We start from the raw sequence: 20428 nt of genomic DNA, 5'->3' as shown, positions 1-20428 counted from the left end.
GGCCGGGTCCGGATCCGGTGCTGCCCGGGCCCGACCCCGATCCGGTGCCGCCCGGTCCGCTGCCGGATCCGGTGCCACCGCCGCCCGGCCCGGATCTCATTCCCGGGCTGGTGTCCGGCTGGCTTTCCCGCCTGGGCTTTCCCGCGACCGACGCGGGTACTGGTGCTTCATGAGCCATCGCCCCGAGGGAATCCCCGCGCCCGAACTGACCGACGCCGATCTCGTCCGCGAAGTGCGCCATCTGCACCTGACCAGGCATGACACGTTTCTGACCGGCAGCGAGGACGCGTTCGAAACGCACACGCAGCGCATGCTGGAACTGGAGCGCGAGTACCTGCGCCGCTTCCCGGACGCGGCGAGCCCGGATCCACGCAGGACCAGGGCTGGCCGCCGCCGGGCGGCCGGAGTTCCGGCCTAGGGCGTTTCCTCGGCGGGCTGCCGCCGGTGGATGCGCACCCGCACCCGCGACCGGCGGCGGCTCACCGAAGGAGCCCGCTCAGCGAAGCGCCGGGTCGGAGGCCGGGCCAGAAAAGGACCGGCTCCCGACGGGGTCGGCTCAGGAGGAGGTCGACGAGGCCGGCTTGCCGGGCCGCCAGCAGGTCGCCAGCAGTCCGGCCGAGCCGAGGACACCCAGCAGGACGGCGATGAGCCCACCCGCCCAGCCGTTGAGGTCCTCGATCCCGATGACGTTGTCGAGTGAGGCCTTGCCCGGCCCGAGGATGGCGATGCCGGCGCACACCACCGCGATCATCAGGACGTACTCATAGCCCTGCCCCGGCTTGAAGATGAAGAAGCCGTTCGTGCGGTGCGCGGTGATGCCGGCCACCACCATGGTTCCGATGATCGCGCCCGCGGAGAACGGGGTCAGGAACCCGAAGGCGAGGCCGAACCCGGCGGCGAGCTCCAGCAGGCCGGACGTCCAGGCATGCACGATGCCCGGCTGCAGGCCCATGCTGGAGAACCACCCCGCGGTGCCCTGCACGCCGCCCGGCCCGAAGAGGTGGTTGTAGCCGTGCGCGACGATCGTGAGGCCGACGACGACTCTGAGAACGAGCGCCGCGGTGTCGGGCGAGGTCACGGGACCTTCCTCTCCTGGGCGTAAGGACCAGCTGACGATTGTCAGCACTGGTCTGGTCGGATGACTGCAGACGCTAGCGTTACTTCGCCGCAGATTCGACAGCTTGCGCGCAGGAGGCCCCATCGGCCCGGTGCGAGGCGGTGCGGGTGTGGCTGGTCGGGGTTTGCCGCGTGGGCGCGGGCGCGGGTGCCAGAACGATCCTGGGGGCAGGGCGCCCGGTGGTGGGGCGCCCGGCGGCGGGTGTCGGCCTCACTACTTCGAGTGGTTGCTCTTCTGGCGGTGAGGCCGACCCGGCTCAGACCGCGGCGGTGCCCTCTGCCGCCGAGATCGCGGGGACGGATTCGATGATCCGCGTCAGCATGGAACGCAGCGCGGTGCGCTCGTCCGTGTTCAGGGGGGAGAGCAGGAGGTCGTTCATCCGCTCCACCCGGCTCGCGACCTGGCTGTGCGTGGCCTCGCCGCGCTGCGTCAGGCGCAGGACGTTGCGACGGCCGTCGCGCGGGTCGCGAACGCGGCGGATCAGCCCTCGCTGCACCAGGCGGGCGACGACGTCGGCGACGGTGGAACGATCGAGTGACGCCCGTTCGCCCAGCGTGCGCTGGTCGATGTCGGGGTCGGCGAGCAGGCTGTTGAGAACGACGAACTGCGGTGGGGTCGTCTCGGTGGACACGACAGCTGTCCAGAGTTGATATGTGACCTGCTGCAGACGGCGGGCGAGCTGTCCGGGGTGTGTCGACAGGTCAGCTACGGGCCGTGCGCGGCCGGGGTCGGTCTCCTCGGCCGGCCGTCTCGGTCCCGGGTATCGCTGGTTCACGGCGTCCTCACGGGTCTCAATGGTCACATAGGCGGATGACGCGGGCGGGGTCAGGGCTTCGTTCCATTCAGGGATGTCGGGCTGGGATGGGCTGGGACGTTCGCGCGCCCGACGGCATGGGGCTTCGCGTTGGTCATCATCTCGCATCTCTACGCCCGTTGCCGGCAAGCCGGAGGAATCGCACGGGGATGACCCCACGGAACGGGTAACTCATCCGGCATGTTCCAAACCGCGCTGTTCGTTCCAAAGATATCCGGTGGATGGTCACCGGTCGGCGTGCCGCGGATCTGCACGGGCATCCAGCGCCGGCCGGTGGGGCGTGCCCGACATGTCATCACGGCCGGCTTGAGGTGTGTCCGGCCGTTCCATTTTGCCGGCTCGAGGGTGGGAGCGTGACGTGTTCGGCGTAGCCCGTGCGGGCCGTTGACGTGCGGCAGGGCCCGCGCGGCGGGTCGTCCGGAAGGTGATCCACTGCCTGGGCCACAAGGCTCCCACCAGATATGTCAGCCAGACCTATGTCATGAAATTTCGTCCAGCGACTCCGGCGTGGTGCATAGAGTCCCCGAAGGGCGGGATGCGTGCGTCACGGTGGTCCCACGGGGGAACAACACGTAGGACTTCTTCGTCTCCGCTCCGGGTGACGTACTTGGCGCGCAGGGCGGCGATGGCTTACCGGTGGTACTCGTGGAACCACCTGCCGGCTGGAATCAGTGCCATGCTCGTGCGGATGCGCCCGGCAGAAGACCGTGTGCTTACGTGTCGTGAACACGACCATAGGGCTGCGTGTGTCACTGAGGTGCGGTCGGCACCTTGTGTCCGAATTAGCGGTGATGTGTCCCGCCGGGGCATGATGCGGGGCGCCCGACACGGATGCGGCGTTCGGGGAGTCACCGACATCGGCGCGGGTACCCCGATGGTCATGGATGATGCACCACGAGGGCTACGGGAAAGCCTCAAACGGGTCGCCGTGACGCTGAAGGAGGCCGAGATCCCCTTCGCGCTCGGCGGCAGCTATGCCTGCTGGGCCCGTGGTGGTCCGGAGCCGGTCCACGACGTCGACTTCATGCTCCGTGAGTCCGACGTCCCCGCAGCTGTGGACGTCCTGCGCTCGGCGGGGCTGCGTCCGGTGGACCCACCTGAGGACTGGTTGACAAAGGTCTACGACGGTGACGTCCTGGTCGATCTCATTCATCACCCGGTCGGCCGGGCGGTGACCGACGAGATGCTCGCGCGCTCGCGTGACCTGTCCGTCGATTCGGTCCGGATGCCCGTCCTCGATGCGACCGACTGGTTCGAGATGACCCTGCTCGCGCTGGACGAGCGTTACTGCGATCTCGGCCGGGTACTTCCGATGATTCGCGCGATGCGGGAACAGGTCGACTGGGCCCAGGTTCGGCGGGCCACCGCCGACTCCCCGTTCGCCGAGGCCGCGTTGCTCATCGCGACCCGCCTGCAGCTGATTCCGCCACCCATCGGAGTGCCCGCGCCTCCGGCGGGGCTGGACGTCACCGAGCCCGCGGAGTATCTCGCCGGTGATCTGCATGAGCGCCTCGCCGAGGACCCGCGGGTGGCCGAGCTCGGGCTGGAGGTGGCCGTGGGTCCGGAGGGGGTGACCGTGCGGGGCGAGGTCGCGACGGAGGCCCGCCGGCACATGCTGGACGCGGTGCTGGCGGAGCTGGTCCCCGACCGGCCGATCCGCAACAAGGTCACCGTCTCGCACCGGGAGCTGCCGCCGACAGCGGAGATCGTGGAGACCGTGCCATGATCAGAATTGCCGCTGTCGGTGACATCCATCTGGGCACGGACTCCCCGGGCACCTTCGCGCCCTGCATGGCCGGGGTCGGCGACCTCGCGGACGTGCTGCTCGTCGCGGGTGATCTCACCCAGCACGGGTCGGTGGCGGAGGCGGAGGTGGTGGCGGGGGAGCTCGTCGACGCCGAGGTGCCGGTGATCGCGGTGCTCGGCAACCACGACTACCACGGTGACCAGCCGGACCAGATCGTCTCGGTGCTGGCCGATGCCGGGGTGCGGACGCTGGAGGGCACCGGGACGGTGCTGCCGGTCGGTGCCGTGCGCCTGGGGGTGGCCGGAACCAAGGGTTTCGGCGGTGGTTTCGCCGGGGCCAGCGGAAGTGACTTCGGCGAGCCGCTGATGAAGACGTTCATCCGCCACTCCAAGGAGGTCAGCGCCGGCCTGCGCACCGCCCTCGACGACCTCGACTGCGACGTGCGCATCGCGCTGACGCACTACTCGCCGGTGCCCGACACCCTCGCCGGGGAGCGTCCGGAGATCTTCCCGTTCCTCGGCAGCTACCACCTGGCGGAGGCGGTCGACGCCGGCCGAGCCCATCTCGCGCTGCACGGGCATGCCCATGCGGGCACCGAGAAGGGGCGCACGGCCGGGGGAGTCCCCGTCCGCAACGTCGCCAGACCGGTGATCGGCCGGGCCTTCGCGCTGTACGAGGTCGACGAGGCCGCCTGCGCTCCGCGGGGGACCGCCGCCGCGACGGACCACGCAACGGACCACGCCACGGAGCGGCCCACGGCCGGCCGGCGGCCCGCGTCGTCACCCGAACGGGCCAGTTCGACTACGAATCTGTGGCGTTCGAGGTGAGCATGACCGGCTGGTGCGGGTACGCCCAGAACACCAGACGAGAAGGGGCGTGCTCATGTCGATGGATCGGGGCAGTGCCAAGCACGGAGCCGTGCGCGACGAGGTGCTGGCGCACGAGGTCGCAGGCTTCGTCCGCGCGCGTCGGGACACCCGCGTCGGCGAGTGGAGGTCGCCGGAGCCGCCGGCGGAGGACACCTCGGCGCTGGCCGCCCGTCCGGACGGCGCGGGCGTCCTCGGCAGTGCCCCGCCCGGGATGACCTCGGCGGACGTGGAGGAACGCTCCGAGCTGGCCCGGTGGCTGGGCCGCGCCGTCTTCCCCGCCGAACGCAACGAGGTGATGGACCACCTGCGCCACCAGCACGCGCCCGACCGGGTGATCGACGAGGTCGGTGGCGCGCCCGAAGGGGTCCAGTTCACGTCGCTCGGGCAGCTCTGGCGTGCGCTGCGGGCTGACGCGCACGTCGAGTCCCGGCGCTACTGAGGCCCGGGACCTCCCGCCGCTGATCCAAACCTGCGACCTGGGTGAGAGACGACGTGGGTGAAAGACAGCCGAGGTTGCCGGCAAGGCTGGTACACGGCCCTCACGCTGGGCACAGGCCTGGCATGGATGGTCCTGTCCTGGAACGACAGCCGAGCCCCCGCCGACGCCCCGCGAAGGCCGGGGCATCCGCGAGCTCCAGGGCTTCGGCGGGCTCCGCGACATCCGCGGGCTCTACGGCGTCCGCGGGCTCCGCGGCATCGGGATCCGGGAGGCTCGCGAAGTCGGGGCGTACCGCGACCGGTCCCCGCACCGGTCCGCAGCCGCCGAGCCCGATCGCGGTACATCCCGGTCGGGAGCGTGCCAGTCGGGGGCGCGGCGCGGGGACGGCACGCCGTCGCCCCGTCGGGCGCGCCGGCTCCCGCTCCCGTTCGTGCTCCAGGTGGGTGGCCCGGCATCCGGTGGTGTTCGCGCTGGTCGGAGCGGCTGTGCTGCTCGGCTGTTCGGCCCTGCTGGGAGCACTGGACCTGTTCGCCGCGGGCGCCGTCCTCGGCTTCTGGGTCCTGATCGCCGCGACCGGTCTTGTGCTCGGCCGGCCGGGCATCGACTGGCAGATACCGACCGAGCAGCTGCGTCGCGGCGCCAGGGCCGCCGTCGCCGAGACGAGGCATGAGGCCCGGACGCTCACCCGGCGTCTGGCTGCCGGCCGGACCGCTCGCCGGAGCGGGCGAGGAAGCGGAACACGCCCGCGGCCGGCCCAGCCAGGCGTGCCCGACCCAGAAGATGGGTAGGGAACCGGCATGGCTGGGACCTTGGACGGTGCGTGTGGACCGGGATCCTCGGACCTGCTGGTGACGCTGGCTGGCGGTCTCGACGAGGCCGAGCGGGTGGAGACCATGCAGATCATCACCCGGCGGCTCATCGCCGAGCGTGCGGCCGCGGCCGGCGGCCAGCGTGAGCGGCAGGTCGACGTGGGGACCCGTAACCGGGCCTCACGGCGGCGTGCCCCGGGTCAGGCTCCGACGTCCACCCATGACACCAAGCCAGCCGCCACCAAGCCGTCAGGCGCCGCGAAGTCGTCGGCCACCACGAAGTCGGCCACGGGGCCAGCCGGGCACCAGGAGCCCACGGGGCGAGGCGAAGGACGCGCGCACGGGTCTCGGCAGGGCCGATAGCTCGTCCGGTCCGGGTCAGCCCCGGCTCAGGTCACACACAGCCGCAGCAGCCTCCGGTCAGCCGCAGCAGCCTCCGCCGCAGCAGGCGCCACCGGACGCGGGCGCGGGCGCGCTCGCCATCGCGGGCGCCGACGCGCCGCGGCTCACCGCGACCGCGGAGAAAACCCGAGAGGTCTCCTGGTGGCCCGCGGGGCACGGCGCCGGGGCGGTGGTGTCAGCGTGGATACCGCGACGCACCTCGAAGGAGGCGTCACAGACACGGCATCGGTACTCGTAGGCGGGCACAGGGCAAGGATAGGCCGGTGCCGGGTGCCGCGGGGGCGGAGTCACCCAGCCCGGCCAGTCCAGAATCCTCACAGCCGCCTGAGAGCCACAGACGCTTGGAGGCCCTTATGCGCCTGGAGAGTCACTGGCTCCTGCCTGGAGAGTCACCGGCGCCGGAGAGCCCACCTGCTGAGAGCCCACCTGCTGAGAGCGCACCTGAGGGTCACAGGCGCTCGAGAACCGTCGCGTTCGCGAGTCCGCCCGCCTCGCACATGGTCTGCAGCCCGTAGCGCCCACCGGTCTGCTCCAGGGCGTGCACCAGGGTCGTCATGATCCGGGCGCCGCTGGCGCCGAGCGGGTGGCCGAGTGCGACCGCACCTCCCCGTGCGTTGACCCGCTCGGCCGCGGCGCCGATCTCGGCCTGCCAGTCGAGGACGACGGCGGCGAACGCCTCGTTCACCTCGAACAGGTCGATGTCGTCGAGCCGCAGCCCGGAGCGCTCCAGCACCCGGCGGGTCGCCGGGATGACCCCGCGCAGCATCAGGAACGGGTCGTCGCCGACGACGGCGAAGCTGTGCAGCCGGGCTCGCGGGCGCAGCCCCAGCTCACGGGCCCGTTCCGAGGTGGTGATCAGCAGCGCTGCGGAGCCGTCGCTGATCTGTGAGGCGTTGCCCGCCGTCACGTTCCAGCCGATCTCCGGGAAACGCGCCGCGGCCGCCTCGTCGTAGTAGGCGGGACGAAGCCCGGCGAGCGCCTCCAGGCTCGTCGACGGACGGATCCCCTCGTCGGCGGAGACCTCGACGACCGATCCGTCCGCCTGGGTGACCTTCACCGGCGCGATCTCGGGGGTGAACAGCCCTTCCCGGGTGGCGGCGAAGGCCCGCTGATGGCTGGCGAGCGCGAACTCGTCCAGCTGCGCGCGAGGAGTGCCGCGGCGTGCGCCGATGAGCTCCGCGCTGATGCCCTGCGGCACCAGCCCGGCGGGGTAGCGCTCGTTGATGCGGACGCCGCGGCTGTCGCCGGGCTGGGTCGCCGAGCCCATCGGGACTCGGCCCATCGACTCCACCCCGCACGCCACCACCATGTCGTACGCACCGGCGATCACGCCCTGCGCGGCGAAGTGCACGGCCTGCTGGGACGAGCCGCACTGCCGGTCGACGGTGGTGGCGGGCACGGATTCGGGCAGACCGGCCGCGAGCCCGGCCCAGCGCGCGATGTTCGCGGACTGCTCGCCGGTCTGGGTGACACAGCCGGCGATCACGTCGTCGATGTGGGCGGGATCGATGCCGGCCCGCTCGACCACCGCGGAGATGCTGTGGGCCAGCAGGTCGATGGGGTGGACCGGGGCAAGGCTGCCGGTGGCCCGCCCGCGCCCGATCGGGGTCCGTACCGCTTCGACGATGACGGCGTCACGCATGGAGGACTCCTTCTCCCGAGTGAGTCCGAATACCAGACTCACTATGTAGGTCAGTCTGGACCTATGGGTTGGAAAAGGCAACTCACTGGTGGCGCAGGCCCCGAGCCCGCGTAGCCTGAGCCCATGACGGCTCCGCGATCATGAGGATGTCCGAGGCGAGCGTGTCGAAGTCGGAGCAGCGCGAGCCGGAGCGGGGTGGGGCCGGGCAGCCCGCGCCGGAGCAGGGCCGGCCGCAGCGGTACGTGGCTGGCGGGTCCGACGGCGCGGCGCCACCTGTCGTCGCCGAGATCCTGCGGGGCCGCGCGCCCGGCGTCGACGTACTGGTCGAGAGCCGGATCAGGGGAACCGTCGTGGGGCTCGACCCCACTGGCGCCGTGCTGCTGGCCGCCGGTGACCCGAGCGCGGTGATCTCGCCGCGTTCCACGGTCAAGCCGATGCAGGCCGTGGGCATGCTGACGGCCGGGCTCGACGTGGTCTTCGGGGCGACGCCGGTCGGGCCGGTCGGGCCGGTTGTGTCGGGCGTGTCCGGCGGTGGGAGCGGCGCCGCGGGCGGCGCTGCAGGCGGCATCCCGCCGGAGCTGCTCGCGATCGTGGCCTCGTCGCACAGCGGTGAGCCCGAGCAGGTGGCGGCCGTGCGTGCCGTGCTGGCGGCGGCCGGCCGGGGGCCGAGCGACCTGGCCTGCCCGCCGGATCTTCCGCTCGGGCGTCTTGCCCACGAGCGGCATCTCGCCGCCGGGGGAGGCCCCGAACGACTACTGATGAACTGCTCGGGCAAGCACGCAGGCATGATCGCCTGCTGTGTGGGGTCCGGTTGGCCGGTGAGCGGCTACCTTGAGCCGGACCACCCGCTCCAGCAGCGGATCCGGGCCGCGATCGAGGAGCTTGTCGGCGGCCCGGTGACGGCCCCCGCCGTCGACGGCTGTGGCGCACCGCTGTTCGGCGTTCCGTTGCTCGGCCTCGTACGCGGGATGCGTGAGCTCGCGCTCGCGGCGGCCGGGCCTGCGGGGCCTGCGGGGGCCGGGCCGGTGGGGCCGGGGCCGGCGGGAACGGCGTCGCCGAGGCAGCGGGTCGCGGCGGCGATGCGCGCCTTCCCCGCCCGCGTCGGCGGGCCCGGGCGCCCGGACACGGAGCTGATGCTCGCGGTGCCGTCACTGATCGCGAAGGACGGCGCGGAAGGCGTGTCCGTCGCCGCGACGTCGGCCGGGTTCGCGGCCGCCGTCAAGATCGAGGATGGTTCTCAGCGTGCCGCGATGCCGGTGCTGATCGCCGCGTTGCGGTATCTCGGTGCGTTCGGCGCCGACCCTGCCGCCGATCTGGCCCGTGTCGAGGAGCTCGGCACGCCGAAGATGTTCGGCGGGGGCGCGGAGGTGGGTGTGCTGCGCGTGGTCCTCTCGCCGGGTGCGTGATCACAGTGCGTGACATCGGCGTGTGATTCCGGGTGCCGGGTCGGGTGTCTGCTCCCGGCCATGTGTCGGTGTCCAGGCCTGCGACGTGCCCGAAAGCGGCGTTGCGTGCGTGTGGTGGCACAGCTGTGTAATGCTGTCCGTCACATAAGCCTCACTCTGGGACATGGCCAGGGGGTGGTGGTAACTCGGGCGGTCCGGCCGGTTACGCGTCAGGCAGCATTGTTGATCCGCTGCACAGGATGGGGAGATGGCCGACAACGCGATGATTGCTGCCCAGGTCGCGACGCTCGTCCGCGATCAGGGAGTCGTGGACCGGCTGACCATCACCGGTCCGGTGGATGTCCTGCCGAGTCTGCACCGGGTGACGGAGCTGGCCACGGCGAGCGTCGCCGCCGCGGCCGTGGGCGCCGGCCGGTTACTCGTCGCGCGGAACTCCGGCGCCGGTGGCCTCTGTGGTTCCGACGGTGCCGATAGTTCCATTGGTTTCGGCGATTCCGCTGGTTCCGCTGCCTGCTGGCCGGGTGCGGATCTGGATGCGACGAGCCAACCGGAGATCGAGATCGATACCCGGCACGCCTGCGCGGCGTTCCGCAGCGAACGGTATCTGCGGGTCGATGGCCGGCCCATGCCGACGCCCTGGGACCCGATCTCCGGCTACTACCGCACCGCCGACGACCGGTGGATCGAGCTGCACTGCAACTTCCCGCATCATCGGGCCGGGATCCTGGAGCTGCTCGACGTGTCGAACGACCGGGCCGAGGTCGAACGAGCGGTCGCGCGCTTCGAGGCGGAGTCGCTCGAGCTGGAGCTGCAGGCGATGGGCATGTGCGCCACGATGGCGCGTGACGAGGACGAGTGGTCGTCCCACCGGCAGGCGAAGGCGCTGGCCGAGCTGCCCGTCCTGGAGATCGAGCCGCTCGGGGAGGCCGCGCCGACCCGGCTTCGACCGGCCGACCTGCCGGCCGAGGGCATCCGGGTGCTGGACCTGAGCCGGGTCGTCGCCGGGCCGGTCTGCGGCCGGACCCTCGCCGGCTACGGCGCGGAGGTGCTGCGGGTCGGCGCCGCGCATCTGCCCGAGGAGCGGTCACTGCTCATCGACACCGGCTTCGGGAAGCGGAACGCGTTCCTCAACCTGCGGGTCGCCGCGGACGCACGCCGGCTGCGGGAGCTGATCTCGACCGTCGACGTCGTCATCCAGGCCTACCGCCCGCGTGCGCTGGACCGCCTGGGTTTCGGCCCGGACGCGTTGGCCCGCCTGCGGCCCGGCGTCGTGGTCGCGACGATCAGCGCCTACGGCCGTACCGGCCCGTGGAGCGGCCTGCGTGGCTTCGACAGCCTCGTCCAGACCGCTTCGGGCATCGCGATGGCGGAGGGGCGGGCTGGTGGTGACGACGGCCCGCGGCTCCTGCCCGCCCAGGTGCTCGACCACGCGGCCGGCTATCTCGCCGCCTACGGCGTCCTGGCAGCCCTGGCCCGGCGGGGCGAGGAGGGCGGGAGCTGGCACGTCCGGACGTCGCTGGCCCAGGCGGGGCGGTGGCTGCAGGAGCTGGGCCACCGCGACACGCTCGCGGTGCCTGACCAGACCAGAGCCGACGCGGAGGGCTTCTGCCGGCGGCTGCGCAGCGAGTTCGGTGAGGTCTCCTACATCGCACCCCCGGGAACGGTCGGCGGCCGGGCGCCGGGCTGGACGATGGCGCCAGCCTCACTGGGCACCAGCCCGCCAGGCTGGGAGCCCCGGGACGAGGCCTAGCTGCCCGCTGCCCGACGCCTCTGCTGCGGCCCTGCCCCTGCCCGCGGGGCCCGGCCTCGGTGTTGCTCGGGAGCAGCGGCAGCTCGTAGCCACAGTGCGAAGATCTGAGGATTCTGGTCGTTCCAGCAACCACGATCCTCAGGTCCTGCTCGCCGATGACCGCCTGAACGGGCCGGGTTGTCTCGTCCACAGGCCTGTCGTCGCGTAGGACTGGGTTTTGCGACTTCGTGGTGGCGCGAACCGGAGGCGACGCAGGACATGATCAGGCGACCGGCCATGGGCGCGATCGCCCTCGCCGTCGTGACGGCGGTGACCGTGACGGCATGTGGGCTCGGTCGGGAGGACTCGCCCGGCGACGGCAGGAAGACCATCACCATCGGCTTTCAGGGCATGCTGTCCGGCGACGACCGCAAGCTCGGCGTCAACGCCCTCTACGGGGTGCGGACGGCGGTCGCGGAGGTGAACGCCGACGCCAGCGTCCCGTTCCGGCTGAAGCTCGTCGAGGTCGATGACGGCGGCTCGCCCGACCGGGCGCCGGGTGCGGCGCGCGGCCTCGTCCGGGATTCCGACGTGGTGGCGGTGATCGGGCCGCTGCTGACGGACACCGCCGAGGTCAGCGAGCCGCTCTACAGCGAGGCCGGCCTGCTCTCGGTGAGCCCGTCCGCGACCGGTCCGGCCCTGACCGATCTTGGCTTCACCACCTTCTACCGGGCGATCGCCCCGGACACCGTGCAGGGGCGGGCGGTCGCGGACTACATCTCCACCGTCCTCGAGGCGAAGAAGGTGTACTCGATCGACGACCGCGGTGACTACGGCATCGGGCTGTCCACCGCGCTGGAGGCCGAGCTGACCTCCGACGGGGTCGATGTCACGCACGACGGGATCGACCCGGCCAGGGACTACACCACCCAGGCCGAGCGGATCATCGCCGAGGCACCGGACGTGGTCTACTACGCCGGCTACTACACCGACCTCGCCCGGCTCGCCGAGGCGTTGCGGGACAAGGGCTTCGCCGGCACCGTGATGTCGGGTGACGGTTCGCGGGACCAGCGGTACGTCACCCGGGCCGGCGCCGACGTCGCCGAGGGAACGTTCTTCTCGTGCGCCTGTGCGGACGTCCACGAGGACGCGAACGCGGCGGACTTCGTCGCCTCCTTCGAGACGGCCAACGGCGGGGCGCAGCCCGGGGTCTACTCGGGCGAGGCGTACGACGCCACCAGGGCCCTGGTGCGCGCGCTGCGGGTCGTCGGCCCCGACGGGGACCGCCGGGCGGTCGCCCGTGCCTTCGCGGACGTCAGCTGGAAGGGCGTCACCCGGGACATCTCGTTCGAGGAGACCGGCGAGCTCAAGGTGCCCACCGTCTACCTGTACAAGGTCGAGGAGGGCGAGATCGTGAGCCTCGGGAAGATCACGGACCTGCTCCGATCCTGAAGCCCCAGCGGGGATGTCGGGACGTTTCCGGCACCGATGGGGTGTCGTCCCTGCGTGGCGTGGGCGGTCGATCGGCCGGACTGTGCTGGATTCGGCGTAAGGTTGAGCCCGCTGAACCTTCCACTAACGTAAGGGTTGTTTGCCTGTCATGGTGCGGTCGCCGATCAGCGGTGACACGCCGTCCCCGCGCCGTCTGGCGGACCGGGCGGCGGTGGTGACCGGTGCTTCCAGCGGAATCGGCTATGCGGTGGCGCTCGATCTCGCGGCCGCCGGGGCGGCTGTCCTGGCGACCGGGCGGGACGCCGCCGCGTTGTCCCGCCTCGCCGCCGAGGCCGCTCGTCACGAGCTCGACGTGCGCGTCTTCGCCACCGAGATCACCGATCCCGCCGGTCGGGAGCGACTGGTCGAAACCGCGCGGGAAATGCTGGGCGACGTCTCCGTGCTCGTTCATTCAGCCGGCGTTTACCACAGCGACCCGATGAGCATCGCGAGCCTCGCCGATCTCGACGATCAGTACGCCGTCAACCTGCGGGCGCCGTACGCGCTGACGCAGCTGCTCCTGCCCGATCTCACCCGGACTCTGGGCGACATCATCTTCGTGAACTCCACCCAGGGGCTGGCGGCGGGGCCGGCGGTCGGTCAGTACGCGGCGACGAAGCACGCGCTGCGCGCGATCGCGGACAGCCTGCGCGCCGAGCTCGGGCCGAAGGGGCCACGGGTGTGCACGATCCTGCCAGGGCGGACGGCCACCGCGATGCAGCGGAGGATCTTCGAGACGGAGGGCCGGGACTGGGATCCCGATGCCCTCATGCAGCCCGAGGACGTGGCGGCGATGGTGCATTCCGTGGTCGAGCTGCCGCGCCGGGTCGAGGTGACCGACATCGTGATGCGGCCGACGCAGAAGGTCGCGGCGATGTAACGAAACGACACCCGGATTTCCGGGCGTGCAATTGATGGTGAACATGAAATGGTCCGGCGGCGATGCCCCGGGCCGGCAGTGAGAATCGAGCTCTGATCCGACCTCCAACAGGAGCCCCGGCGAGACCTTTCCATCTCACGGTGAATGGTCCGGACGCCGGGGGTCCGAGCCGACGATGGAAAGGGCTCAGTGTTCAGAGCAGCCAGAATTCTTGGTGCCCTCGCCGTCGCGTTCACCGCATTGCTGGGAACCAGCACCTCGGCGTCCGCGGCGACCCACGACCCGGTAATTTTCGTCTACGGTTTCAACGGCTCGACGTCCACCTGGACCGACATGGTCGCGGACTTCCAGGCCCACGGCTACTCCGCGTCCGAACTGACCATCTTCACCTACACCTCGACCCAGTCGAACGTGACCACGGCGAACCAGCTGGCCAGTAAGGTCGCCGCGGTGCGGTCCGCCACCGGCGCGGCCAAGGTCGACCTGGTCACCCACTCGATGGGCGCGCTGTCCTCCCGCTACTTCCTGAAGAACCTGGGCGGGACGTCCGTCGTCGACGACTGGGTTTCGCTCGGCGGCCCGAATCACGGCACCACCACCGCCTCCCTGTGCAGCTGGCTGTTCACGGCCTGCTCGGACATGGTCCCCGGATCCTCTTTCCTGAACGCGCTCAACGCCACCGACGAGACGCCGGGCTCGGTCAACTACGGCACCTGGTGGTCGTCGTGTGACGACACCATCAATCCCGATTCGAGTGTTGCGCTGACCGGTGCGACAAATACCGCCGCCGGCTGCCTGGGCCATTCCGAGCTGCATGACGACGACACTGTGGCCGCCGGAGTGCGCGCGTTCATCGCCTGAGCCGAGGGCCCAGTGAGGCGGCGAATGCGGTACCGGCCGAAGTCGCGACGAGGCGATATCGGTGACGGAACGTGACCGTGGCCCGTGCTGGTGCCCGTTCCCGGTGCCGTGACCGGCAGGTGTAACCCCGATCTGGGATTCTGCCGGTCACGGCACTGATTTCCCGGCCCACGGCGGCGGCATCGCCCCCCTGCTCCGGTACCTTGGCTTCCGTCGGAAGCGCCCCAGTCCGTCCTATCCCTCCCGTTTCGTCACTGTTCGTCGCTGTTTGGCGGTCGAGACCGGCTCGGCCGCCGGCGGGCTGTCCGGCGCTCCGTCACCGACCTGAGGAGCTTGGCGACGTGACCGATTTCCGCGGCCGAACCGCGCTGGTGACGGGTGCTTCTTCGGGGATCGGCGCCGCCCTGGCCGAAGCGTTGGCCGGGCGCGGGGCCGATCTCGTCCTCACCGCGCCGGACCAGACGCGCCTGCGGGCCGTCGCGGACAGAATTCGACTCCTGCACGGCGTGGACGTCGCCGTTGTCCCGGCGGATCTCTCCGAGGAGAGCGGCCCGGACGACCTGATCGAACGGGTGCTGGCCGACGGCCACCAGATCGACGTGCTCATCAACAACGCCGGCTTCGGAACACGCGGCCGGTATGACGAGCTGGCCGCCGAACGAGACCACCGCGAGGTCATGCTCAACGCCGTCGCGGTCGAGCGGCTGACCCACCTGCTGTTGCCCGCCATGGTCGAACGCGGATGCGGGACACTGATCAACGTCTCGTCGACGTCGGGTTTCCAGGCGGTCCCCTACATGGCTGTCTACGGCGCGTCGAAGGCCTTCGTGTTGTCCTTCTCGATCGCGCTGTGGGCCGAGTACCGGTCCCGCGGTATCCAGGTGCTCGCGCTGTGCCCCGGGCCGACCGACACCAGCTTCTTCGACGCCCTCGGGTCGACGATGAGCGCGGGCGGCCGGCTGCGCACCACCGAGGAGGTTGTGACCAGCGCCTTCCGGGCGTTGGAGCGCGGCCAGCCCTACGTGATCGACGGTCGGCTCAACTACCTGACCTCGAACGCGTCCCGCCTGCTGCGCCGCGGGTTCGTCGCGGGGATCACCGCGCGGGTCCTCGGCCCGCAGACCGGCCACGCCTGATTGCGGCACGCCTGACCGCGGCACGGCTGACCGCGGCGCGCCGACGCCGCCGTCCGTCCAGCGTCAAAGTGCTCTGGACAGACGGCGCGTCGGCGAGAGGATGGCAGGCATGGGCGAATACCGGCGCGCGTACGACGACTGGCAGGCCGACCCCGAGGGCTTCTGGGGCGCCGCGGCGGAGGCGGTCACCTGGACCCGCCCGCCGGTCCGGGTCCTCGACGCCGGCACCCCGCCCTTCTACCGCTGGTTTCCCGACGCGGAGCTGAACACCAGCGTGAACGCCCTGGACCGGCACGTCGACGCCGGCCGCGGGGACGCCACCGCACTGGTCTACGACTCGCCCGTGGCGGGCACCACCCGCCGCCTCACCTTCGCCCAGCTCACCGACGAGGTGGCCCGGGCCGCCGGCGCGCTCGCGTCGCTCGGGGTCGGGCGCGGCGACCGGGTCATCATCTACCTGCCCATGATCCCCGAGGCGGTCGTGGCGATGCTGGCCTGTGCCCGGCTCGGTGCGGTCCACTCGGTGGTCTTCGGTGGCTTCGCCGCCCCGGAGCTCGCGGCCCGCATCGACGACGCCCGCCCGGTGGCGATCGTCAGCGCGTCCTGCGGCATCGAGCCGACGCGGCTGGTGCCCTACAAGCCGATGCTGGACGAGGCCATCGCCCTGGCCACCCACAAGCCGGCGGCCTGCGTCATCGTCCAGCGCGAACAGCAGCGCTGCGAGCTGCTCGCCGGTCGGGACCACGACTGGGAGCCGCTCGTCACCGCGGCGCCGCCGCACCCGGCGGTCCCGGTCGCGGCGACGGACCCGCTGTACATCCTTTACACGTCCGGGACGACCGGGCGCCCGAAGGGGATCGTGCGGGACAACGGCGGCCACGCGGTCGCGATGGCCTGGTCGATGCGCAACGTGTACGGCATCGGGCCAGGCGACGTGATGTGGGCCGCCTCCGACATCGGGTGGGCGGTCGGCCACTCGTACACGGTCTACGCGCCGCTGATCGCCGGTGCGACGACCATCCTGTACGAGGGGAAGCCGGTGGGCACCCCCGACGCGGGGGCCTTCTGGCGAGTGATCGCGGAGCACGGGGTGAACATCCTGTTCACCGCGCCCACCGCGATCCGCGCGATCAAGAAGGAGGACCCGGCGGGCGCCCTGGCCGGCAGGTACGACCTCGCCTCGCTGCGGGCGCTCTTCCTCGCCGGTGAGCGCCTGGACCCGGCGACGTTCGACTGGGCCACGGCGGTGCTCGGGCTCCCGGTGATCGACAACTGGTGGCAGACCGAGACCGGCTGGGCGATCTGCTCCTCGCCGTTCGGGCTGGAGCGGATGCCGCTCAAGGCCGGGAGCCCGTCCGTCCCGATGCCGGGGTATGACGTCCGGGTGCTCGGCCCGGCGGGCGAGGAGGTCGCCGCCGGGGTCGAGGGCGCCATCTGCCTGCGGCTGCCGCTGCCGCCCGGCACCCTGCCCACGCTGTGGGAGGACGACGACCGCTACGTCGCGTCGTATCTCTCGGCGTTCGCCGGCTACTACCTGACCGGCGACGGCGGCTTCGTGGACGACGACGGTTATCTGTACGTCCTCGGGCGCACCGACGACGTGATCAACGTGGCCGGCCATCGGCTCTCCGCCGGTTCGATGGAGGCGGTGCTCGCCTCGCATCCGGCGGTGGCCGAATGCGCGGTAGTCGGCGTGGCGGACACCTTCAAGGGGCAGGTGCCGCGCGGGCTCGTGGTCGTGAAGAGCGGCGTGCAGACCTCTTCGGCGGCGCTGGAGGCCGAGCTCGTGGCGTTGGTCCGCGCCGAGATCGGGCCGGTCGCCTCACTGCGGCGGGTGGACGTCGTCGCCGCGCTGCCCAAGACCCGGTCCGGCAAGATCCTGCGCCGGACCATGCGTGAGCTGGCGGACGGCCGCTCGCCGGCGGTTCCGTCCACCATCGAGGACGTGGCGGTCCTCGACGCGATCCGCCCGGTGCTGGCCCCCGACTCCTGATCTTGGCCCTGGTCCCGGCCGGCCTGCTCGCGGTGCCGGGACCGCGATCGGAACAGGCCCGGCGACTGGCTGTACTGGGCTGGCCGCATCGGTCCTGCGCCGCTGGAACTCACCCGGTGCCGCGAGTACCGCCCGGATCCGTCGAAGCCGACGGGGTCTCCGCGCGTGGGCGCGCGATCTCCGCACCGATGCGTAGTACTACCAGCGCAAGCGCCAGGGAGGCGATGAGCGTCATTCCGGCCAGCGTGAGCAGGCGGACCGGTGCCTCCACACCCTGCAGAGTGTGGATCTTGTGGCCTGCGTGGATGAAGAACACGACCGGAAGTACTACGAGCACGCTTGACGCCAACAGTGAGAAGGCCTGGATGAACCTGGCCCCGGGCGGGTCGTGGGGATCCGGGAGAACGAACGAGACGATGTGCTGCGGGCGATAGAGCGCGTGCACCCGCGCGACCTCACGGGTTTCCTCGTGCCAGAACCTTCTTCGCAGCAGCTGGCGGTGCTCCAGGTCGAGGTCGAGGCAGGTGAAGGAGGAGCGGACGAAGTTCAGGTACAGATAGGCGCTCGCGACCGGCAGCAGATACCAGGTGTCGCTTGCGACCACCAGCTCGACCAGTGGCAGGTCGAAGCCCCCCTCGGTTGCCTTCTTATCCGCGAGCAACTCGAAGAGCGCGGCACAGACAAACAGCAGCGTAACGGATCTGCTCGCTGTCGCCGCAGCGCGCTCCCACACCGCCCGGACGGCTTCGAGGGTCGCCTCGTCGGAATCCTGGGCCGTCTGGCTCACGTGAGAATCCTTGTCGGGGAGTTCGGGGTGCCCTTCTCCGCGGGGCGCGCCAGAAGTACATATGACCCGCCATCGGCGAGATCGGACGAGCAGCTCAGGAAGAGGTCTCCCTGATTATCCCTGGCGAGGCCGTTGAGCTGGGAGCACGCCCGTCCTACTCTCCACACCTCCGCCTCGCCGGAGGCGCTGACGGTGTATATCATCCCGTCTCCACGTTCGGTGGCGAGTACGGCTGACGGATCGTTGCCAGCGGTGCCGAGATCGCGGATCTCACGCCCGGGCGGCCAGGACAGGACTGTCCTGATCGAGCCGTCGGGTTCGACGAGGTGCAACCGGTCCGTGCCGAGCGGAGTCTTCTCCCTGTTCATCTTGCTGAGCAGCCATATATTGCCGCTCTGGCTGACGGCGAGGCTGAAGACGTGGTCCAGATCCGCATCCGTGGCACTGGTCTCGCCGTCGAACCTGTCGAGAGACTCGTTGGATTCGGGACCCGCGTACATTGTCCCGGCGACCAGTTCGAGAGTACTGGCATAGGGGATCCGTTCCGACCATTCGCCGGTGGTCCGGCGGAGCTTCCAGACCTGGCCCGCCGGCCCCGTCGCGATATACAGATTGTCGTCGGCGTCGACGGCCACATCAGTCGGGGTTCCGATGTCGGCCGTTCTCCGCAGCTGCAGGTTCCTGCCGGGCTCGGCGCCGCGGTCGGTGCAGCCATCGCTCTCCGACGTCCGCCCATCGCCGGTGATGGTGTTCGTGCTCCAGCTCTTCCCGATCTTACGGACGACGCGTACGACGCAGTTCCCGGCATCCGCCACGAAGATCGCGCCGTCGGAGGTGGCCGCCACACCCGTGGGCCCGTTGAGATGGGCCGAGCTGGCTTCCCGCCACGAGCCGGGCTCGCCCTCCGCCAGGCCGCGCGAGGGCTCGTCACTGTCCTGGATCCCGATGATCGTCTCGAAGTCCTCCTGCGGAGTCACCCTGATCAGGGTTCCTTTCACCTGATCGGTGAGCAGCAGGTTGCCGCCCGGGTCGACGGCGAGTGCCACCGCTCCGATGAGTCGCACCGACCGGGTGGTGCTCCACGGCTCGGGCCGACCCGGTGGCCAGACCGCGGCCACCAGAGTGATGACGGCGGTGATGACCGCGAGCAGCCCCGTGAGCGTGTAGGCCCACCGCCGGCCGGGGTACGGCTGGAACGCCCGGTCCCCGCTGGCCGGATCAGCCCTCCGCCCGTCCCTTGCCACCCGGACCGTCTCCCTCGTGTCCTGCTCGCGGATTGTCCTGGACAACGGATCCGGTACGGCCCTGTGGAGGTCCGGGACCCGCACCGTGATCCCGGCGGAGTCTGCCCAGTCCGCGCCGAGCGCATCGCCGGCCGCGCTCATCAGTTCCTCGGCGAACATTCCTGCCGTGTTCTGACGGTCCCGAGCCTCTTTGCTCAACGCACGCAGGATGACATCCGCGACCGGCGCCGGAGCACCGGACAGGGGAGGTACCGGCCCGAAGACGTGCTCCTCGCTGATTCGCTGGCTCTCGGGTGGTGCGAGAAAGGGCGGCCGACCGGCGAGCAGCTCATAGAGGACGGCACCCAGTGCGTAAACGTCGGTGGCCGGAGCGAGCCGGCCGAGCGTGTACTGCTCGGGTGCCATGTAGGGAGTCGAGCCGATGATTCTGCTGGCCGTGGCATGGGCGGCGGCAAGGACCTTCGCGATCCCGAAATCGGTCAGTTTGGGCGCCCGGTCGGCCGCGAACAGAATGTTCGCCGGCTTGATGTCACGGTGCAGAACTCCGCTGGCGTGCACATCGTCCAGCGCCCAGGCGAGCGCGACCCCGACCGCGCACACCGCTGCCGGGGTGACACTCCCGCGTCGGGACCATTCCCGCAGGCTTCCCCCGGAGAGCAGCTCCATCACGATGTACGCGACGTCGTCCCGCTCCACATAGTCGTAGACTCGGACCACATGCGGATGGTCAACCCCGGCGATCACCCGTGCTTCTCGGGCGAGATCGCCGTCCACGGCGTCATCCAACAGGATGGTCTTGATGGCCACCGGTCGGTCGAGATTTCGATGGCGCCCGGCGACAACAAATCCGAAACGGCCGCTTCCGAGTGGCCTGCCCAGCTGGTAGTTGGGTAGTGCGGCCTGCGCTTGCTCCCGATCAAAAAACAAGTAGCATCCCCCGCACTGGATCGTAGTACAGGGGTGCGGCTTCGGGAACACGCTGAGAACGGTTATTGGTTGGCTGATTCTCCGGCGTGGCGTCATGGGCGGTCGGCCGCGCGAAACCTGGCCGCAGCACGGAAC

At 70.8% G+C, this 20428-nt stretch carries 19 protein-coding genes; 13 read left to right on the top strand and 6 right to left on the bottom strand.

The window, feature by feature from the left end; all coding sequences use genetic code 11:
* Positions 1-169 precede the first annotated feature (169 nt).
* Positions 170-418, top strand: a complete 249-nt coding sequence (locus ACG83_RS22725; RefSeq protein WP_006539984.1) for a DUF6158 family protein — start codon at positions 170-172, stop codon at positions 416-418.
* A 138-nt stretch (positions 419-556) separates the two neighbouring features.
* Here the strand turns inward: ACG83_RS22725 and ACG83_RS22720 are convergent, their stop codons facing one another.
* Both ACG83_RS22720 and ACG83_RS22715 read right to left on the bottom strand, forming a co-directional pair.
* The gene (locus ACG83_RS22720) at positions 557-1078 is read right to left on the bottom strand and encodes a DoxX family protein (RefSeq protein WP_054568245.1); all 522 of its coding nucleotides are present in this window, start codon (positions 1076-1078) and stop codon (positions 557-559) included.
* Between the two features lie 295 nt (positions 1079-1373).
* Positions 1374-1919, bottom strand: a complete 546-nt coding sequence (locus ACG83_RS22715) for a MarR family winged helix-turn-helix transcriptional regulator (RefSeq protein WP_193209761.1) — start codon at positions 1917-1919, stop codon at positions 1374-1376.
* An 886-nt stretch (positions 1920-2805) separates the two neighbouring features.
* On the opposite strand from ACG83_RS22715, the gene ACG83_RS22710 reads away from it, so the two are divergent.
* From ACG83_RS22710 to ACG83_RS46135, 5 genes are all read left to right on the top strand, one after another.
* Positions 2806-3657, top strand: a complete 852-nt coding sequence (locus ACG83_RS22710) for a phospholipid-binding protein (RefSeq protein WP_054568576.1) — start codon at positions 2806-2808, stop codon at positions 3655-3657.
* On the top strand, positions 3654-4505 hold the full coding sequence (locus tag ACG83_RS22705) for a metallophosphoesterase (protein ID WP_054568244.1): 852 nt from the start codon (positions 3654-3656) through the stop codon (positions 4503-4505). The genes ACG83_RS22710 and ACG83_RS22705 overlap by 4 nt, the downstream gene beginning before the upstream one ends.
* A 55-nt stretch (positions 4506-4560) precedes the next feature.
* Positions 4561-4986, top strand: coding sequence for a DUF2795 domain-containing protein (locus tag ACG83_RS22700; protein WP_054568575.1), 426 nt, complete (start codon positions 4561-4563; stop codon positions 4984-4986).
* A gap of 443 nt (positions 4987-5429) precedes the next feature.
* Positions 5430-5774, top strand: a complete 345-nt coding sequence (locus ACG83_RS22695; protein WP_054568243.1) for a hypothetical protein — start codon at positions 5430-5432, stop codon at positions 5772-5774.
* A gap of 9 nt (positions 5775-5783) precedes the next feature.
* Positions 5784-6158: a hypothetical protein gene (locus ACG83_RS46135; RefSeq protein ID WP_063793172.1), complete on the top strand. Its 375-nt coding sequence runs from the start codon at positions 5784-5786 to the stop codon at positions 6156-6158.
* Between the two features lie 57 nt (positions 6159-6215).
* Here ACG83_RS46135 and ACG83_RS42685 read toward each other — a convergent pair whose 3' ends face one another.
* On the bottom strand, positions 6216-6443 hold the full coding sequence (locus ACG83_RS42685) for a zinc ribbon domain-containing protein (RefSeq protein ID WP_076832037.1): 228 nt from the start codon (positions 6441-6443) through the stop codon (positions 6216-6218).
* Between the two features lie 202 nt (positions 6444-6645).
* Positions 6646-7839: a thiolase family protein gene (locus tag ACG83_RS22685; RefSeq protein WP_054568242.1), complete on the bottom strand. Its 1194-nt coding sequence runs from the start codon at positions 7837-7839 to the stop codon at positions 6646-6648.
* A 242-nt stretch (positions 7840-8081) separates the two neighbouring features.
* Here ACG83_RS22685 and ACG83_RS22680 point away from each other — a divergent pair, with 242 nt between their 5' ends.
* The 7 genes from ACG83_RS22680 to ACG83_RS22650 all read left to right on the top strand — a co-directional run bounded on the left by ACG83_RS22680 (position 8082) and on the right by ACG83_RS22650 (position 17335).
* On the top strand, positions 8082-9245 hold the full coding sequence (locus ACG83_RS22680; RefSeq protein WP_054568574.1) for an asparaginase: 1164 nt from the start codon (positions 8082-8084) through the stop codon (positions 9243-9245).
* Positions 9246-9492: 247 nt separating this feature from the next.
* The gene (locus tag ACG83_RS22675; protein ID WP_054568241.1) at positions 9493-10995 is read left to right on the top strand and encodes a CoA transferase; all 1503 of its coding nucleotides are present in this window, start codon (positions 9493-9495) and stop codon (positions 10993-10995) included.
* Between the two features lie 258 nt (positions 10996-11253).
* The gene (locus tag ACG83_RS22670) at positions 11254-12426 is read left to right on the top strand and encodes a branched-chain amino acid ABC transporter substrate-binding protein (protein ID WP_054568240.1); all 1173 of its coding nucleotides are present in this window, start codon (positions 11254-11256) and stop codon (positions 12424-12426) included.
* A 148-nt stretch (positions 12427-12574) separates the two neighbouring features.
* Positions 12575-13345, top strand: a complete 771-nt coding sequence (locus ACG83_RS22665) for an SDR family oxidoreductase (protein ID WP_054568239.1) — start codon at positions 12575-12577, stop codon at positions 13343-13345.
* Between the two features lie 189 nt (positions 13346-13534).
* The gene (locus ACG83_RS22660; RefSeq protein WP_054568573.1) at positions 13535-14206 is read left to right on the top strand and encodes a triacylglycerol lipase; all 672 of its coding nucleotides are present in this window, start codon (positions 13535-13537) and stop codon (positions 14204-14206) included.
* Positions 14207-14547: 341 nt separating this feature from the next.
* On the top strand, positions 14548-15342 hold the full coding sequence (locus tag ACG83_RS22655) for an SDR family oxidoreductase (protein ID WP_054568238.1): 795 nt from the start codon (positions 14548-14550) through the stop codon (positions 15340-15342).
* Positions 15343-15451: 109 nt separating this feature from the next.
* Positions 15452-17335 carry an AMP-binding protein gene (locus tag ACG83_RS22650; protein WP_200931360.1) on the top strand — a complete coding sequence of 628 codons (1884 nt, stop codon included), beginning with the start codon at positions 15452-15454 and terminating at the stop codon, positions 17333-17335.
* 109 nt (positions 17336-17444) lie between these two features.
* On the opposite strand, the gene ACG83_RS22645 is transcribed toward ACG83_RS22650, so the two are convergent.
* Both ACG83_RS22645 and ACG83_RS22640 read right to left on the bottom strand, forming a co-directional pair.
* Entirely contained in the window at positions 17445-18122 is a 678-nt protein-coding gene (locus ACG83_RS22645) for a hypothetical protein (protein WP_054568236.1), read from the bottom strand.
* The gene (locus ACG83_RS22640; RefSeq protein ID WP_083473462.1) at positions 18119-20389 is read right to left on the bottom strand and encodes a serine/threonine-protein kinase; all 2271 of its coding nucleotides are present in this window, start codon (positions 20387-20389) and stop codon (positions 18119-18121) included. The genes ACG83_RS22645 and ACG83_RS22640 overlap by 4 nt, the downstream gene beginning before the upstream one ends.
* Positions 20390-20428 lie beyond the last annotated feature (39 nt).

Origin of the sequence: Frankia sp. R43, assembly GCF_001306465.1 — a bacterium.
Lineage (GTDB): Bacteria > Actinomycetota > Actinomycetes > Frankiales > Frankiaceae > Parafrankia > Parafrankia irregularis.
This window is presented reverse-complemented; position numbering and strand designations above follow the sequence as displayed.